At 69.7% G+C, this 17,301-nt stretch carries 10 protein-coding genes; 4 read left to right on the forward strand and 6 right to left on the reverse strand.

What is annotated here, in order from left to right; genetic code table 11:
* Positions 1-94: 94 nt before the first annotated feature.
* The 4 genes from ABGB08_RS38700 to ABGB08_RS38715 all read left to right on the forward strand — a co-directional run bounded on the left by ABGB08_RS38700 (position 95) and on the right by ABGB08_RS38715 (position 8,855).
* Positions 95-2,212, forward strand: a complete 2,118-nt coding sequence (locus ABGB08_RS38700; protein WP_347601134.1) for an elongation factor G-like protein EF-G2 — start codon at positions 95-97, stop codon at positions 2,210-2,212.
* Between the two features lie 165 nt (positions 2,213-2,377).
* Positions 2,378-3,907 carry a family 10 glycosylhydrolase gene (locus ABGB08_RS38705; protein ID WP_347601136.1) on the forward strand — a complete coding sequence of 510 codons (1,530 nt, stop codon included), beginning with the start codon at positions 2,378-2,380 and terminating at the stop codon, positions 3,905-3,907.
* A 94-nt stretch (positions 3,908-4,001) separates the two neighbouring features.
* On the forward strand, positions 4,002-6,416 hold the full coding sequence (locus tag ABGB08_RS38710; RefSeq protein ID WP_347601138.1) for a hypothetical protein: 2,415 nt from the start codon (positions 4,002-4,004) through the stop codon (positions 6,414-6,416).
* A gap of 1,077 nt (positions 6,417-7,493) precedes the next feature.
* Complete coding sequence (locus ABGB08_RS38715) at positions 7,494-8,855, forward strand: DUF222 domain-containing protein (protein WP_347601140.1); 1,362 nt, start codon at positions 7,494-7,496, stop codon at positions 8,853-8,855.
* 557 nt (positions 8,856-9,412) lie between these two features.
* Here ABGB08_RS38715 and ABGB08_RS38720 read toward each other — a convergent pair.
* The 6 genes from ABGB08_RS38720 to ABGB08_RS38745 all read right to left on the reverse strand — a co-directional run.
* Complete coding sequence (locus ABGB08_RS38720) at positions 9,413-10,312, reverse strand: hypothetical protein (protein ID WP_347601142.1); 900 nt, start codon at positions 10,310-10,312, stop codon at positions 9,413-9,415.
* Positions 10,313-10,763: 451 nt separating this feature from the next.
* Positions 10,764-13,598: an SMC family ATPase gene (locus tag ABGB08_RS38725; protein ID WP_347601144.1), complete on the reverse strand. Its 2,835-nt coding sequence runs from the start codon at positions 13,596-13,598 to the stop codon at positions 10,764-10,766.
* The gene (locus tag ABGB08_RS38730; protein WP_347601146.1) at positions 13,598-13,777 is read right to left on the reverse strand and encodes a hypothetical protein; all 180 of its coding nucleotides are present in this window, start codon (positions 13,775-13,777) and stop codon (positions 13,598-13,600) included. The genes ABGB08_RS38725 and ABGB08_RS38730 overlap by 1 nt, the downstream gene beginning before the upstream one ends.
* Positions 13,774-14,928, reverse strand: a complete 1,155-nt coding sequence (locus ABGB08_RS38735) for an exonuclease SbcCD subunit D (protein ID WP_347601148.1) — start codon at positions 14,926-14,928, stop codon at positions 13,774-13,776. The genes ABGB08_RS38730 and ABGB08_RS38735 overlap by 4 nt, the downstream gene beginning before the upstream one ends.
* A gap of 156 nt (positions 14,929-15,084) precedes the next feature.
* Positions 15,085-16,896, reverse strand: coding sequence for an ATP-binding protein (locus ABGB08_RS38740; RefSeq protein WP_347601150.1), 1,812 nt, complete (start codon positions 16,894-16,896; stop codon positions 15,085-15,087).
* A gap of 208 nt (positions 16,897-17,104) precedes the next feature.
* Positions 17,105-17,301, reverse strand: a 197-nt coding sequence (locus ABGB08_RS38745; protein WP_347601152.1) for an FAD-binding protein, incomplete at its 5' end; no start/stop codon positions are given.

The following is a 17,301-nucleotide window of genomic DNA, read 5'->3' on the forward strand; positions in this document are numbered from 1 at the left end:
GCGCAGCTGCGGCCGGGGGCGGCCGCTCCGGCCCGCGACGTGCGCGTATGGGCTGGAACGACCGCTCGCGACCTTCTCAGACCCGGGAGGCGATGTGGCGGAAAGAGTTAGCGGAGGGACATCAGGGGCCGCGGGCAGGGCACCCACGGCCGATCGGGCGGACATGGTGCGCAATGTCGTGCTGGTCGGCCACTCCGGAGCGGGCAAGACGACCCTGGTGGAGGCGCTGCTGGCGGCCACGGGCGCCATCCAGCGGGCCGGCCGGGTCGAGGACGGCACCACGGTGAGCGACTTCGACGAGGTCGAGGTACGGCAACAGCGCTCGGTCAACCTGTCCCTGGCTCCCGTGGTCCACAACGGAATCAAGATCAACCTGCTGGACACGCCCGGGTACGCCGACTTCGTGGGCGACCTGCGGGCCGGGCTGCGCGCGGCGGACGCGGCGCTGTTCGTGGTGTCGGCCGCCGAGGGCATCGACGGGCTCACCCGGATGCTCTGGGAGGAGTGCGCGGGCGTCGGCATGCCCCGCGCGGTCGTCATCACCAAGATCGATCACCAGCGGGCCAACTTCGACGAGGTGCTCGCCTCCTGCCAGGACGCCTTCGGCGACGGCGTCGCCCCCCTCTACCTGCCGGTGAACGGCACCGGGCTGCTGGGGCTGCTGTCGCAGCGTTACTTCGACTATGGCGGCGGGAGCCGTACCGAACGGGAGCCGGACGCCGAGCAGCTGGAGCTGATCGAACAGTATCGCGGCGAGCTGATCGAGGGGATCATCCAGGAGAGCGAGGACGAGTCCCTCATGGACCGTTACCTCTCCGGCGAGGAGATCGACACCAAGGTGCTCATCGACGACCTGGAGAAGGCCGTCGCGCGGGCCGGATTCCACCCGGTGCTGGCGGTCGCGCCCGGGGTGGGGCTGCTTGAGCTGCTGGAAGTGATCACGCAGGGCTTCCCGTGCCCGCCGGAGCACCGGCTGCCCGAGGTCACCACGCTGGACGGCAAGCTGGTCGCCGTCCCGGTCTGCGACCCGGACGGGCCGCTGGTGGCGGAGGTGGTGAAGACCACCTCCGATCCGTACGTGGGACGGATCAGCCTGGTGCGGGTGTTCTCCGGGACGCTGCGCCCAGACATGACCGTGCACGTCTCCGGGCACGTGCCGGATCGCGAGCACGACCTGGACGAGCGGATCGGCGCGCTCACCTCGCCGCTCGGCAAGACCCAGCGGCCGATCGCCAAATGCGTGGCCGGGGACGTCTGCGTGGTGGCCAAGCTGGCCCACGCCGAGACCGGCGACACGCTCTCGGACAAGGAGCGGCCGCTGCTGATGCGGCCCTGGGAGATGCCGGAGCCGCTGCTGCCGGTGGCCATCCGGGCCAAGTCCAAGGCCGACGAGGACAAGATGTCGCAGGCGCTGGCCCGGCTGGTGGCCGAGGACCCGACGCTGCGGCTGGAGAACAACCCGGAGACCCGGCAGCTGGTGCTGTGGTGCATGGGCGAGGCCCACGCCGACGTGCTGCTGGACCGGCTGGCCAAGCGGCACGGCGTGGAGGTCGAGAAGATCGAGCTGCGGGTACCGCTGCGCGAGACGTTCGGCGGCCGGGCGCAGGGCATGGGCCGCAACGTGAAGCAGACCGGCGGGCACGGGCAGTACGCGGTCTGCCACGTCGAGGTGGAGCCGCTGCCGTCCGGCGGCGGGTTCGAGTTCGTGGACAAGATCGTCGGTGGCGTGGTGCCGCGCCAGTTCATCCCGTCGGTGGAGAAGGGCGTGCGGGCCCAGATGGATCGCGGCGTGGTCGCCGGGTATCCGATGGTGGACATCCGGGTCACCCTGTACGACGGGAAGGCGCACTCGGTGGACTCCTCCGACATGGCGTTCCAGATCGCCGGGCAGCTGGCCCTGCGGGAGGCCGCCGCGAAGGTCCCGGCGCTGCTGCTCGAACCCGTGGACGAGGTGTCGGTGCTCGTCGCCGACGAGTACGTGGGCGCCGTCATGTCGGACCTGTCCTCCCGGCGCGGGCGGGTGCTCGGCACCGAGGCGGTGGGCACCGGGCGCACCCTGGTGCGGGCCGAGGTGCCCGAGCTGGAAATCACGCGATACGCGATAGATCTACGGTCGATGTCGCATGGAACCGGGTCATTCCATCGCGGTTTCCTCCGTTATGAGCCGCTGCCATCCCATCTCGCGGACAAAGTCGCGAGCACCGAGGATTAAGGGGTTTCCGAACGCCGGCCGTTTCACGCGGCCGGCGATCGGGCAATGCTCATAGGTGCCTTTCGTCACATGCGCATCACGAGTCGATTTCTTTTTTCCGGCCAAAGCATGCCCGCGCCGATGCGACACTGAGGAGCCGTTCCCCGAGGAGGCTTGGTGAGCTCAGTGAAACGTCAGGTGGGTCAGGTTCTGGCCGTCGCGACCGTCGCCGCGTCCGCGGCCTCGGTGGCGTACGCGTTGACGCCGGGGACCGCCACGGGCGAGAACGTTCCGCCGGCGACGTGCGCGCCCGAGGCCGGCAAGCGCCAGCTGCGGGGCATGTGGATCACGACCGTGCACAATCTGGACTGGCCGTCCAAGACCGGGCTGAGCCCGGACCGGCAGCGCGCCGAGTATGTGAAGTTGCTGGACACAGCGGTGAAGCGCAACTTCAACGCGGTCTTCCTGCAGGTGCGGCCCGCCTCGGACGCGGTCTACCGGTCGTCGCTGGAGCCGTGGTCGAAGTTTCTGACGGGGACGCCGGGCAAGGATCCGGGCTGGGATCCGCTGCCGTTCCTGGTGGACGAGGCGCACAAGCGGGGGCTGGAGTTCCACGCGTGGTTCAACCCGTATCGGGCGGCGTACGACGACAAGACGGCGAAGCTGCCCGCGGGGCATCCGGCGCGGATGCATCCGGAGTGGACGATCAAGCATGAGGGGCGGCTTTACTACAATCCGGGATTGCCGCAGGTGCGGGACCATGTCACGCGCGTGATCAAGGACGTGGTGCGGCGGTATGACGTGGACGGGGTGCACTTCGACGACTACTTCTACCCATATCCGGGGGGTGGGGCGAAGTTCGCGGACACGGCGGCTTTCCGGAAATATGGGGATGGGAAGACGCTGGCGAACTGGCGGCGGAGCAACGTCAACAAGCTGGTCGCGCAGGTGTCGAAGGCGGTCCGCACGACCAAGCCGTATGTGAAGTTCGGGATCAGCCCGTTCGGGATCTGGCGCAACAAGTCCGATGACCCGAGCGGATCGAACACGCGCGGCATGTCCGCATATGACCAGATTTATGCGGATCCGAAGGCGTGGATCAAGGCGGGGTCGGTGGATTATCTGACGCCGCAGCTCTACTGGCCGCGGGGGCTGGCGGTGGCCGACTACAAGGTGCTCGTGCCGTGGTGGGCGAAAGCCGTGCGCGGGACCGGAGTCGATCTTTACATCGGGCAGGCGTTGTATCAGGTGGGGACGTCGGGCGCCTGGTCGAAGGCGGGTGAGATGCCGGCGCATCTGGCGCTCAACCGGAAATATCCGGAGGTGAAGGGGGATGTGTACTTCAGCGCGGCGCAGGTCCGGGGCAATCCGCTCAAGGTGATGGATCGGCTGGCGGAGGAGCACTATGCCCGTCCCGCGCTGCTGCCGCTGATCCAGGGACTGCCGAAGGGCACTCCGGCCGCGCCCGAGGACCTCAAGGCCGTCGGCGGCGCGCTCGTGTGGCAGGCCCAGCCGGGCGCGCGGGCCTACGCCGTCTACCGGACCTCCCAGCAGGACAGCTGCGCCACCGCCGACGGGCGCAATCTGGTCGCGGTCATCCCAGCGAGCGCCCGCCCCGCGTACCAGCTCAGGGCGGGCGGGTTCTTCCACGTGACCGCACTCGACCGCCTGCACAACGAGAGCGCTCCGGCAACCGTCAAAATCACCCTTCCCTGACCTCATCGGGCGCCCGCGCGGCGTCGCCTGGACGGCGGGGGCCGGTTGCCCCTACGGTGCCCCTTGCCGTTCACGAGTTCGGGGAGGTCATTCGGTGAGGCGCGCGCTGGTCGGGCTGGCCGTCATCTTGTACGGCCTGGCGTTCACGGCCGCACCGGCCGGGGCGAATCCCGTCAATGCCGGGCGGGTCGCCCTGATCGGGGTGCCCGGGCTGATGTGGAGCGACGTCAACGCCACCGACACCCCGAACCTGTGGCGGCTCGCCGGGCAGAGCGCCGTCGGCTCGCTCTCGGTGCGCACGGTGGGCAGCGTCACCTGCCCGTACGACGGGTGGCTGACCGTCTCGGCCGGCGTACGGTCGGCGGTGGGCTCCCGCTGCGGACTGCCACCGGAACCCGACACCAGCCTGCGCGAACCCGCGCTCCGCGGGTTCGGCTGGTTCGCCTCGGTCGCCGGGGTGCCGACCGCGGGCACCGTCGGCCGGATCCGGCATCTGGACCGCTGCACGATGGCGGTGGGACCCGGCGCGGCCTTGGCCCTCTCCGACGAGAACGGCGCCGTCGACTTCTACGAGCCGTCCGTGGACCGGGTCACCGACTGGTCCCGCTGCGAGCTCCTCGCGGTGGACGTGGACAGCCTGGTCCGGCCCTACCTGGACGGCGAAAAGCTCACCAGGACCGCGGAAAAGCTCTCCCCCGAGGCCAGACGCGCCGCCGTCCGCACGGCCGACACCCAGGTGGGCACCGTACTGGCCGGACTGCCACCGTCCTTCACGGTGCTGGTGGCCGGGTTGTCCGATCATGGTTCCGTACCGCATCTGCGGGTCGCCATGATGCGCATCCCGTCGCCACAGGTCACGATGCTGCCCCCCGGGTTGCTCCCGGTGCCGCCGGAAACGGCCACGACTCCATTGCCGGGGGGCGCGTCAACGCAGCCGCCGGGAACGACCGCGACGCCGTTGCCGGAAACGGTCTCAACGCAGCCGCCGGGGGCGGGCACGACGCGGTTGCTGGGGGCGGCCTCGACGCACCGGGACGACATGGTCATCCTGCCCGACCTCACCACGAGCCTGTTCCTCAGCGCGGGCCTGACCGCTGCCGACATCCCGGCGACGGCCATCGGCCAGGCCTGGCGCCCCGGCGAGCCGATCGCTCTGGACGAGGCCGTCGAGCGGCTCCGTACCGCCGACGTCGCCGGTCAGACCATCCGCGACATGGGCGGGATCTTCTTCACCTGCCTGGCCGTCCTGCAGGTCCTCTTCTACGCCTCCGCCTTCTTCCTGCTCCGCCGCCGCAAGGGCCTTGGCGCGGTCCGGATCGCCGCGGTCGCCATCGCGTCCATCCCCGCCGCGACCTACCTCATCAATCTCACACCCTGGGCCGCCACCGGATCCCCCACCCTGACCCTGGCCGCCGGAATCATCACGTTCGCGGCAGCCCTCGCGACTGTCGCCCTCAGCCTGCCCCGACTACTTACCCGCCGCCTCAGCCCCACCCCGACTCCGATTCCCGCATCTGATCCGATTCGGATTTCCGCATCCGCCCCGACGTCGGGTCCGTCCTCGGCTTCGGCTTCGGCTTCGGCTTCGGCTTCGGCTTCGGCTTCGGCTTCGGCTTCGGCTTCGGCTTCGGCGGAGAACGTCCTTCTTCCGCTGGGGGTTGTCGCGGGGGTGACGGCGGCGGTCCTGCTCGGTGACCTGCTGACCGGGACCCATCTCCAGCTCAACGGCGTGATGGGCTACACCGGCGTGGTGGGCGCCCGCTACTACGGCCTCGGCAACATCCCATTCGCGCTGCTCGCCACCGCCGTCCTGCTGGTCGCCACGGCCGCCGCCGACACACTGGTACGACGTGGCCGACGAACCCTGGCCGTCGCCCTGGTGGCGAGTCTCGGCATCTTCGCCATGGTGCTGGACGGCTGGCCAGGAGTCGGCAGCGACTTCGGCGGAGTGATCGCCTTCGTGCCCGGCATCGCGGTGGCAACGCTGATCGTGGCCGGCAAGCGCGTGTCGATCATCAAATTGGGCGCGTTCTGCGTCGCGGGCGGCGTGATCGTCATGGCCATCGCCTACCTCGACTACCGCCGCCCCCCAGCCTCGCAGACCCACCTGGGCCGTTTCGTCGGCCAAGTGATCGACGGCACCTTCCTCCCAGTGATCACCCGCAAACTGGAAGCAATGCTGCACACGCTCCTCAGCCCCAACCTGATGCCCGTCGTCATCGCCGCCTTCGCCTTCCTCATCTTCGCCCTACTCCGCCCCGGCGCGGCCACCGCCGGAGTTCTCCCGGTGGCATTCGAACGGGCCCCCATGCTGAAGGCGGGCCTACTGGGCGCCCTGGTCAGCGGCGTAGTCGGCATGCTGGTCAACGACTCGGGCGCCGCCGTCCTATCAATGGCCCTGGCCCTGGCCGTCCCCCTGGTCCTGAGCGCAGGCATCCGCGCCCTCCAACTCGCCCCCACCGAACTCCTCACTCAAGACCTGGTCACCTCAGAACGCAGCACCCGATAGCCCATAACCGGCATCGAATGGCCGTCCCCAAGCAGTCCGTCTCCATGGGTGGGACACCCACACGGGATCAAGCCGCCACTTCATTCGAGCGACCACGGCGATGATGGGGTCGGACGGAGCCCGAAGGGAAACAAACGGGCCGGGCGGGTGGGACAACCACACGGATCAAGCCACCACTCCATTCGAGCGATCATGGCGATGATGGGGTCGGGCGGAGCCCTGGGGAAAGCCGAGGGCTGGGTGGGCGGGGAACCCCCGTGCCATGGCTTTCGTGTGGGCGCCACGGCGTTGGCGGCGGCGGGGGGAGCCCGAGGAGTGACAGAGGACTCGCGTGATGGGTGCCCTTCGCCGGGCGTGCGAACGCGCAGCTCACGATGGATTCTCGATGGATTCACGGTGGGTTGAAGGCGTTGCGGGACACCAAGCGAACGCCCATGGAAGATCGCTGACTTCATCGCTGCCGCCCTCACACTCTCCCATTCGCGACAACTCGCACATATACAACTACACAGAGTTGCTAATCGAACGTGTGAGCGATATCCTGGATGGCAGGTCGGCCGATCAATCCATGACAGGAGGTGGCCCGCGATGATGACCTCAGGTGCAGTGCTGCTGTCCGACCACCGGGCCCCCTCCTTCCCACCTCCGCATTTCTGCGCTCCCGCCGACCGTGACGGCCACGACGACGGCCACGACCCCGCCGCCGGGCTTTCCCTCATTGTCGGCTCCGGCGGTGTGCCGGTCCCGCACCCGCGAACACCTCCCCGGCGACCTCCCCGAACACCCAGGGCACAGGCAACCGACCGTATTCCCGGCATTCCCGGCGATTCCCGTGGCGCGGTCCTGCTGTTGGATCCCTCCCGAACCGACATCATCGCAGCCGACTCCGGCTGCGGATCCGGCAGCGAATCCGGCAGGAACGACGGTACCTCGCGTTCCGGCACCCCACACCCCGCAACGACGCGCTCCAGCGCCGCTGGTGCTGGTGGTGATGCGGGGTGCGGGGATCACCCTGACCGCCCTGACCGCCCTGACCGCTCTGACCGTCCTGGCCGTTCTGATCATCCTGATCCGGGTTTGGCCGCAGCGGCGATACGGGAACTGCTGCGCCGGGCCGAGGCGCTCACCGCCGCCGACTCGCCCGTGCCCTCCGACGCCGAGACGGCGATGGCCGAGATCGTGGCCTGGTCGCGGGTGATCGACCGGGCCGAGGCCGCGATCGCGGTCCGGCTGGGGGTGGCCGATGCCGGGAAAGGCCACCAGCTGTTCGGGCGGAGGTCGATCGGGGCGTGGCTGGCCGCGGCCACCGGCTCAAGGATCGCCCGGGCCGGGGAACGCCTCACCTTGGCCCGCCAGCTGTCCCGCCTGCCGGATCTGGCCGCCCGCCTGGCCGAGGGCAGCCTGCCGTTCGGGTCCGCCGCCGCGGTCGCCTCAGCGGTCCGGCCTCTGGATGACGATGAGGCTCGGCTGGCCGAGCCGATCCTGCTGGACTTGGCCGCCGACCCGGCCGCCACCGTCGAAGATGTCACCCGGGCCGGTCAGGTGATCCTGGAGACGGTCGATCCCGGCGGCAGGCTGGCCCGTGCCGCCGCTCAGACCGAACGCCAGCACCTGAGCATCGCCGCCACCCTGGACGGGATGGGCCGGGTGACCGGTCTGCTGGACCCGGAACTGACGCTGCAGTTCCAAACCTGGCTCGAACCCCTGGCCGTCAAGAACGGCGCCGAAGACGGGCGTGATCACGGGCGGCGGATGGCCGACGCCCTGGCCGTCCGCCTCTCCGGCGGCGGACGCCGCACCGTCATGCACGTCTCGGTCACCGAACAGACCCTCACCGGCCAATCCGAGGACCCCGCCCACCTGCAGGACGGCACCGCCATCCCAGCCGCCGACGCCCGCCGCATGGCCTACACCGCCGACCTACGCCGCGTCCTGCGCGACACCGACGGCGCCCTCCTAGACCTAGGCCGCACCCGCCGCCTGGCCTCTGCCGACCAACGCGAAGCCATCCTCGCCCAATACACCACCTGCGCCCGCGAAGGCTGCCACATCCCCGCCTACCTCTGCGAAATCGACCACATCCAGCCGTGGCACCCCACCGGCCGCACCGACCTGGCCAACCTCGCCCCCCTGTGCGCTCCGGACAACAAATGGAAATCCCGCCACCCCGACCGGGTCGACATCATCGACCTAGGCAACGGCACCGTGGTGATGCGCTTCCACCGCCACCCCAAACTCCACCCCCGCCGCCGCCCCTGGCAGCAACCCGGGCAACCCCGACAGCAAACAACCGCAACCCCCACCACAACCCCCGCCCCGCCCCGGGCATCACACCCAACCCCGGCATCGCCCCGGGCGTCGCACCCAACCCCGGCATCGCCCGCGATACCGCACCCAACCGCGGCCCCGCCTGGGGCGTCGCACCCAACCGCGGCATAGACCGGGGTGTCACACCCGACTCCGGCCGCGTACCCCGGACTCGCCCCCGCCTGGAGGACGACACACGCCTACGGGCAGACACCACCGGACAACCTCATCCCACGAGCGCGGCTAGGTCAGCACCATGGGTGCGGAGGCAGTGACCCACAGAAGATCACAAGGAGCCGCTGAAGATCACGAGCTGATCGGCATCGGATCGCCGCGTTCGAGCAGGCTGTGAGCAGGACTTGAGCAGGGCCGTGAGCAGGGCCGTGAGCAGGGCTGTGAGCACGGCGTCCTCGGTCCTTTGGGCGCGTTCACCATGGAAGTGCCGGTCGCTCTCGCCGACCCCGGGTATGAGGACGCTCTCAGGGTGGGCGGGAGCGCGGCCATGGCGACGGCGAGGGCGGGTGGAGCCGGGAAGAAACCGGAGGGTGGGTGGGGGTGTCGCCGTACCCGATCGACACCAGCTCGAAGGGTTGAGCGCAGCAGCGGGTGGGCGGGCAGATGCTCCGGTCGGCCGTGATAGTGGGCCTCTGGTGAGCGGTTGTTCAGCGGCCATCGTGGCTCCCGATAGATCAGGACCTGGTTGCCGCCGAGCGTAGGGCTCGATAGAGCAGGCCGGGGTCGCCGAGGCGGTGACGGAGGAGCTTTTCCAGGCCGCCGATCGGCACCAGGTTCTGTGGCGCTCGGGGGTCCTTGTAGTCGACTCCCGCGAGTGAGGGCAGTACCAGCGTGATCGCGTCGGCTAGGGCCGCGACCTCGGGGCCGGACAGGTCGGCTCCGGCCTCGCAACGTGCGATGCCCGCCCAAGGCGCTTGCGAGCGCACGGGCAATTTCACGTACCAGGCGTGGCGCTGCCAGCTGGTTCCCATCCGGAAGACCGGCGTACGCTGGCCTCTGGTGAGCGCGGGCACCACGGCCGCCTGCGGTTTCGGCAGGTAGGACGTGTGGTGCGTCTTGACGTACCCGACGGTTCTCGGCAGGTGGGTGCGCCCGCGCAACGGCCCGTCCACGAGCAGCAGGTCGTCCTCCCCCGATCCGGCGCGGTAGTTGATCGCGAGAGTCACCTCAAGCTCGGTCAGGCGTCGCTGCAACGCCAGCGACAGGTCATCCAATCCGCCGTCACCGCTCTGTTCCGCCTGGTAGACAGCCAGGTCGGTGGCCGCCTCCGGCGCGCTGGGCGCCGAACTGAACAACGCCCGCCGCACCTCGACAGCGGCAAGCGACGCGGGCGTGTCACCCCCCGGGACACACCGCACGATCCCGGCCGCGTACGACGCCGCGATCCCGGCCGCCGGCATCTCCCCCGCCGCTCCGTCCACCCACACCCGAGCGTCGATCCTGCGCACCCCATCAGCGATCAGCAGCACCTTAGGGGCCGCAGTTCCCGGCGCGGGCGTGATCGGCCGCCACTGATCGGCCGGAACCTCAACCTCCAGCTCAAGCTCCGCCGAACTCCCTTCAAGCTCAGCCATCGCCTCAACCGCAACCGCCGCCGCATACCCCGGATCCCACGGATCGACAGTGAACCCCGGCCGCTGCAAGGTAGTGCTCAACTGCCAGCCCTCCGGACAAGACCCAAACCAGGCCGATACGGGGCCGTGCCCATCTCGCGGCCCTCCGGAGAAGACCCAAACCAGGCCGATACGAAGGTCGTGCTCATCTAGTGGTCCTCCGGACAAGTGCCAGATCGGGCCGATACGGGGTGGTGCTCATCCGGCGACCCTCCGGACAAGACCCAAACCAGGCCGATACAGGGTTGTGCTCAGCCAGCTACGCCCCGGAAGACACCCGAACCGGGCCGATACGAAGGTCGTGCTCATCTTGTGATCCTCCGGACAAGTGCCAAATCGGGCCGATACAGGGTCGTGCTCAGCCAGCGACGCTCCGGAAGAGTGCCGAACCGGGCCGATATGGGGGTGGTGCTCATCTTGTGGTCCTTTGGACGTGGGAGCCGGTTTGGTCGCGGGTGATCTCGTAGCGTGTTGGGACGCGGTCGGCTAGGGCGGGGACGTGGGTGACGACGCCGATCATGCGTTCGTGGCTGGAGGCTAGGCGTTCCAGGGTGGTGGCGACGGTGTCGAGGGTGGCGGGGTCGAGCGTGCCGAAGCCTTCGTCGAGGAAGATCGAGTCAAGGCTGCGGGCGGCGGAGGCGGCCAGGCCTGCTACCTGGTCGGACAGGGCGAGTGCCAGTGCGAGTGCGGCCTGGAAGGTTTCACCGCCGGAGAGTGTGCGCGCGTTTCTCCGCAGACCGGCCTCGGCGTAGTCGACCACCTCGATCTCGCCTTTGCCGCCCAGAACCAGCTCGTACTGACCGTCGGAAAGATCCCGGAGGGTGTCGGAAGCGGCGGCGATCAGCAGTTCCAGGGCTTCGGCGCACAACCAGCGCTCGAACTGGTTGGCCCGCAGCAGCAGAGACAGCTCGTGCGCGACCCTGGCCTCTTCGTCCCGGTCGGCCACCTCCTGGGCCAGCTGCCTGGCCCGCTCCCGCGCCTCCCGGATCCGCTCCAGCCTGCTCTCCGCCTGCGCCACCGTGGTGGCCAGCGCCTGCCCGATCCGCATCGGGGTGAAGTCCGGCGGCACCACGAGCTCGTGCTCCCCGAGCCGGGCCACCAGCTCGGCCCGTTCCCCGTCCCGGACCCGCAGCGCCTCGGCCAGCCGTTCCCCCCGCGCCCGTCCCGCCTCCCGCTCCGTCTCGGCCGCCTGGTCACGCCAGGCCAGCAGCGCCGCCCAGCCCTGATGGATGTCCGCCCGCTCCACCGGCGGCGGCCGGAACCCCGCCACCGTGTCCCGCGCCGCCTCCAGCTCCCGCCACGCCTGCTCGACCCGCCCGCGCAACCCGGCGGCGGCCCGTTCGGCCGCCGCGAGCGCCGCCCTCCCCTGCCGAGTCCGCTGCCGCGCGGCCGCCACCTGCCTGCCCGCTTCATCGAAAGCCTGAAGTTTGCGAGTGATCTCCACCAACTCCACCCGCGCCATCTCGCCGATCCGCGCGGCCTCCCCCGCACGAGCGGCCGCATCCCCGAGCTTGGCCCTGCCCACACCCATGGGCCCATCCCCAGGCAGGGGCCTACCCGCCGCATCTCCGGGCGTGGCCCTACCCGCACCCATGGGCCCATCCCCGGGCGAGGGCCTACCCGCGGGTAGAGGCTCATCCCCAGACCTGAGCCCACCCGCAGATAGGGGCTCATCCCCAGGCAAGGGCCCACCCGCAGACAGGGGCTCATCCCCAGGCGTGCGTCCACCCGCAGACAGGGGCTGATCCCCAGGCGTGCGTCCACCCGCAGATAGGGGCTCATCCCCAGGCAAGGGCCCACCCGCAGACAGGGGCTGGTCCGCAGGCACGGGCTCATGCGCTTTAATGGCGACTTTTCGTGAGAGGTCGGATAGCTCGGTGGTCAGTTTGCTGGCGTGACGGGTGAGAAGGTCGGCTTCCGCGGTTGCTCTGCCGTGGTGGGTACGGGCGTCTTCCGCGTGTTTCCGTGCGGATCTGACGGCGCCCTCGGCGGTGCTGAGGCCTGCCAGGGCGGGGTGGTGCGGGAGTTCGGTCACCGGGCGGAGGCAGGCGGGGCAGGGTGCTCCCACGACGATGCTGTGGGCCACTTCGGCACCGGCGTGCGCCGTTCGCAGGCGGTCGCGTTCCCGCTCGGCGTCGGTCAGGGCGCGTTCGGCCGCCGCGGTTCGCTCGACGAGGGCGGGGAGCGCCGACGTGGCCTGGTCCGCCTCCGCGCGTGCCTGGACCGCCTGACCGGCGACGCGCAGGTACTGCTCCAGCAGGCTGCCGCGTTCTCCCAGCGCGGACCGGTCGCCCAGGTCGGCGAGACGCCTGTCCGCGAGCTGTTCCGCCTCCTCCAGGGTGGTAACGGTGGTGCTCGCCGCTCCTACCGCCTCCTCAGCGGATCGCAGGCCCTCAGCCAGGCCGGGCACATCGCCGGGCATGGTCAGACGGGTCAGGGCGGCCAGAGCGCCTGCCGCAGCCCGCTGCTCCTCCTGAAGTCGGCGCACCGTCTCGTCGTGGGCGGTCAAGGCCAACAGATCGTCGCCTACGCGGGACGCCAGCTCTTTCAGGGCCGCCAGGCGTTCGGTCGCGGCGCGTTCGGCCGGTTCGTCGGCTCCGGACAGGCGGTTGAGTTCGTTGCGGGCGAAGGTGGCGTGCTGTTTGGCGGTGTCCTCCTCGCGGACGGCGCGCTGCCGGATCCGCTCGTAGACTTCGGCGTCCAGCAGCTGGACGAGGAGGTCTTGCCGGTCGCGGGGCTGGGCGTGCAGGAATTCGGCGAAGCGGCCCTGCGGGAGGACCACGCACTGGGTGAAGAACTTGTATTCGAGGCCGGTGATGCGCTGGACCTCGGTGGTGACGTGCTCCCCTTCCGCGACCGCGTTCGTCACCTTGGCCAGCAGGTCGGTCATCGGCGAGGTGGGCGGCACGCCGGGATCGAGCTCGTCGAGCCTGGCCTCTTTGGTGCGGACGCTGTTCTTGGCGTCCCGGAGCAACGTGCGCACGACACCGTGACGTCGTCCGGACACCTCGAAGACCAGGGCGACCCTGCCAGAGGTGGCGGAGGGGGCCAGGGCATAGGCGACCACGTTCTCCTTGCCCCAGCGGGGGACGGTGCCGTAGAGAGCGAAGCAGATGGCGTCGATCACCGTGCTCTTGCCAGAGCCTGTGGCACCAACCAGGGCGAAGTAGTCGACATCGGCGAAGTCAACCTCGACCGGTTCGCGGAAGCTACCGAAATTCTCCAGGTACAACCGAATCGGACGCATCAGCTCATCACCCCGTCACACGGCCGGACCCAGCGCATCAACTCACCGCACAACCGAATCGCACACATCAGCTTCGTCACCTCGTCACGCGGCCGGACCCAGCGCGTCAACTCGTCGTGCAGCCGCATCGCGCGCATCAGCTTCGTCACCTCGTCGTGCGGCCGGATCGGGCGTGTCAACTCGTCACCTCGTCGTGTAGGCGGTCGAAGAGGGCGGCTACGCGGGGGTCGTCTCGGCCGGTGGCGCCGAGATAGTCGCCGAACAGGTCCCGGGGGCCGCGCGAGGTCGGGCCCGAGTCGCTGTCGCGTCGCCTCGCCTGAGTGGGCCGGAACTGTTCGTGAAGGTCGACCTGGAGGGCGCCGGGCAGGAGTTCGCGCACGATGTCGGCCAGGCCGGGGCGGGGTTTCTCGGCCACGATCACGCGGAGCCAGGTCTCGGTCAGGTCGGGCGCCATCGCCTCCAGTTCGCCGAGGGTGCCGGTCACGGTGGCCAAAGCGCGAGCTGAGGTGATCGCTACCTCGCGGACCAACGCGGGGCTGCCGGGTTCGACCGTGACCAGGAGTGCTCCCGGGGTGTTGCGTTCCTCGCCGAAGTCGACGGCGATCGGGGAGCCGCTGTACCAGATCGGACAAGGGCCTGGCATCTGCTGGCGGCGGTGCAGGTGGCCGAGTGCGGCGTACTGGGTGGTGGATGGGAACGCGGTGGCCTCGAAGTAGTAGGAGAAGATCGACTGGGCTTCGCGTTCGCCGCCGCCGAAGCGGCCGCCGGGCAGGGTGCCGTGGGTGGTCACCAGGTTGACGGTGTCGGCGGTGAAATCCGCCGTCATCGCGGCGGCGAGCTGGCCGAACCGTTCGGCGTAGTTGCGATTGTGCTCGGCGGCCGACTCCGTCAAAGCCTCCGCCGCCCGGACCACGTGCCGATGCGACAGGAACGGCAACACCGCCAGCCGGACCGGCTCACCCGAGCGGGCCGTGAACGTGACCACTCCACCTCGGTCGGGCCGCCGGAACGTCCCCAGCACGTGAATGCCCAGCGCCCCCAACACCGGCCGATATACATCCAGCAGGTAAGGATTGTCGTGATTGCCCGCCAGCACCACGACCTGGCGGCCGTCCTCGCGTAGCGCCATCAGCGCGGGCATGACCAGGGCCTGCGCCTCCGGCGTGGGCGCGGACGTGTCGAACACGTCCCCTGCCACGATGACCGCGTCCACATCCTCGGCACGCGCGATTCCCACCAGTTCGCGCAGCACCGCCCGATGCTCGTCCAGCCGGGCACGCCCTTTGAGCACCTTGCCCACGTGCCAGTCGGCGGTGTGAAGGATCTTCATCGGACTCCTCGTGCTGCGAACTGTTCGGTTGGAAGGGAGCAGACGACTGTCCGCACCGGTGATAGCGGGCTCAAAACTCCTTCGAACGTCCGAGTCGCGGCCTGGCATCGGGGTCGCGGGGCGGGTCGCCGCCCTGAGGCTCTGGCGATGAACAGCCTAGAAAGGCGGGATGTCATCTTCAGGAGCTTCGGCGGTTAAACCCGCGAACGGGTCGGACAAGGCCGGACGGGATGGGCCATTGCTCGTGGGTGGCGGGTTGCCCGCTTCGGCCGGGCGGGTGGCCCAGGCCGGGAACGGGAAGGAGATGGCGAGGGGGACGGGGATCTCGGGCTGGGCCACGAACATCGTGCCGGGCTTGGCGATGGTGGCGCGTTCCCTGGCGGTGGGGGGCAGCCAGCCGTACTCGGCGCGGGCGGCTTCGGCGGGGTCGAGGCGGCCGGCGACGCGGACGGCGCAGTTGGCGACGATGCGGCGTTCTACCTCGGAGGCGGTCTGCTGGGCGCCGATGAGGATGACGCCGAGGGATCGGCCGCGTTCGGCGACGTCCAGGAGGATCTCCTTGATCGGGGAGTCGCCTTCGCGTGGCGCGTACTTGTTGAGCTCGTCGAGGACGACGAACAGGAGCGGGCGGGCCGAGCCCGTGCTCTCCTTGCGGGCGAACTCGCCGCGCAGGACGACGCCGACCACGAAACGTTGCGCCCGTTCGGGGAGATTGTGCAGGTCGACGATGGAGACCTGGGCGTCTGAGGTGGCGATCGTGTGCGGCCGGCCGGGTGGCAGGTCGCCCCGGACGATCGGCGACAACGACCTGATGGAGGTCCTGAGCCGTCTCAGGAAGGCGTTGATCGTGCCCAGCGGCATCGGGGCGCCGGTCCAGGCGACGCGGGTGCTCTCGTCGGTGAGCCGGTCGTCGATGAAGTCCACCAGATCCTGGTACGTCCGGCAGATCGGGCCGTCTTCGAACCTGATCGCTCCCGAGTCTCCGGCGGGCTGGGCGGCGGCACGCAATCGGGCCGCCATCTGGCCGATCAGCAGGCTGTATTGCGCGCGCTCGTCGTCGGCGTCCGCGAAGACGAAGCGCAGCAGCTCCTGCTCGACGAAGTCGGCCAGCGTCCAGTAGAACGCGCTCACGCCGCGCGTGCGCGCCGACACGTGCGGCACGGCGTTGGGGTCGCCCGGCCGTGGTGGCGCGAAGACGTGCACGCTCCGGAAGGGTCGTGCGGGCAAGCCCAGTCGCGCGTACTGATCTCTGGCCACGTCGTCCAGCCGGGTGTTGTCGTAGTCGAGGAACAGCAGATCCTCGCCCTTGACGGAGAAGATCAGCGCCTTGGTGTTGGCGGCCTCCGCCCCGAGCATCCCGGAATGGAAAATCGAATAGAGCAGGAAGGTGGCAAACGAGGTCTTCGTCGCCACTCCGGAGACTCCCGAAATCGACACATGCGCTCCCCGGGTCCCGTCCAGGAAGTCGAAGTTGACGAACGCCGGAAGCCCGTCCCGCCCGAGACCCATCGGCACGCGGCGTTCCATGACGTCGAAGTACAGCGCCTGGTCCCGCTCGGCCCCCTGCGCCCGGTAGGCCAGCGCCCCCGGCAGCGGCGGCACGAACACCTCCGGCTCGATCCGCGTCACCTTGACCTCGGCCACCTCCACGACCGCCGCCGGCAGGCTGCCCTCCGCGATCAGGAAGACGTCCGAGTCGAAGGCGGCCCCCTCGTGCCGCGCCTCGACCTTGGTCACGATCCCCGCCACCAGCACCGGCCCGTATCCCGGCACCTCCCGCCGGGTCACCACGACATCGTCGAGCTGCACCACCTTCCCCGGCGCCAGCCCCACCCAGAACGACAACGGCGAAGCGGACTGCGTCCCCAGCACCCGCCCGACCACATCAGCGGACACCTCACCGCCAACCCCCGCGCGGACATCCCCGGCCACGTCCGAGCCGACTCCGTTGGCGGCTTCAATGGTCACGCTTCCCCCTCCCGTCACGGCACGGCTCACCCGTTCGCCCAGCACGACCGCAGCGTAGCGCCCCCCACCGACGTTCTGGGGCCCTCCCCGGCCAGCGGTTATACGGACTCAGCCATGCGGCGTCCTCTTGGAACCAGAATGAATACGCATCGCGGAGACGGCCCATCCGCCTTAAATGGCGATGGGACAGCGGTGCCATCACCCTTGGTCACTCGCGTTTCGCGATTTCCTCGGTGAGCTGGGGAACCACCTGGTTGAGGTCGCCGACGATGCCGAAGTCGGCGATTTCGAAGATGGGAGCCTCGGGATCCTTGTTGATGACCACGATGGTCTTCGAGGTCTGCATGCCCGCCCGGTGCTGAATCGCCCCGGAGATACCCGCCGCGATGTACAACTGCGGGGACA

Origin of the sequence: Acrocarpospora sp. B8E8 (assembly GCF_039871605.1) — a bacterium.
GTDB classification, from domain to species: domain Bacteria; phylum Actinomycetota; class Actinomycetes; order Streptosporangiales; family Streptosporangiaceae; genus Acrocarpospora; species Acrocarpospora macrocephala.

What these genes read in the sequence shown, in the direction of transcription:
- ABGB08_RS38720 (WP_347601142.1), bottom strand. Translation starts at nt 10,312, where the DNA reads ATGGCTGAGCTTGAAGGGAGTTCGGCGGAGCTTGAGCTGGAGGTTGAG.
- ABGB08_RS38725 (WP_347601144.1), bottom strand. Translation starts at nt 13,598, where the DNA reads ATGCGTCCGATTCGGTTGTACCTGGAGAATTTCGGTAGCTTCCGCGAA.
- ABGB08_RS38735 (WP_347601148.1), bottom strand. Translation starts at nt 14,928, where the DNA reads ATGAAGATCCTTCACACCGCCGACTGGCACGTGGGCAAGGTGCTCAAA.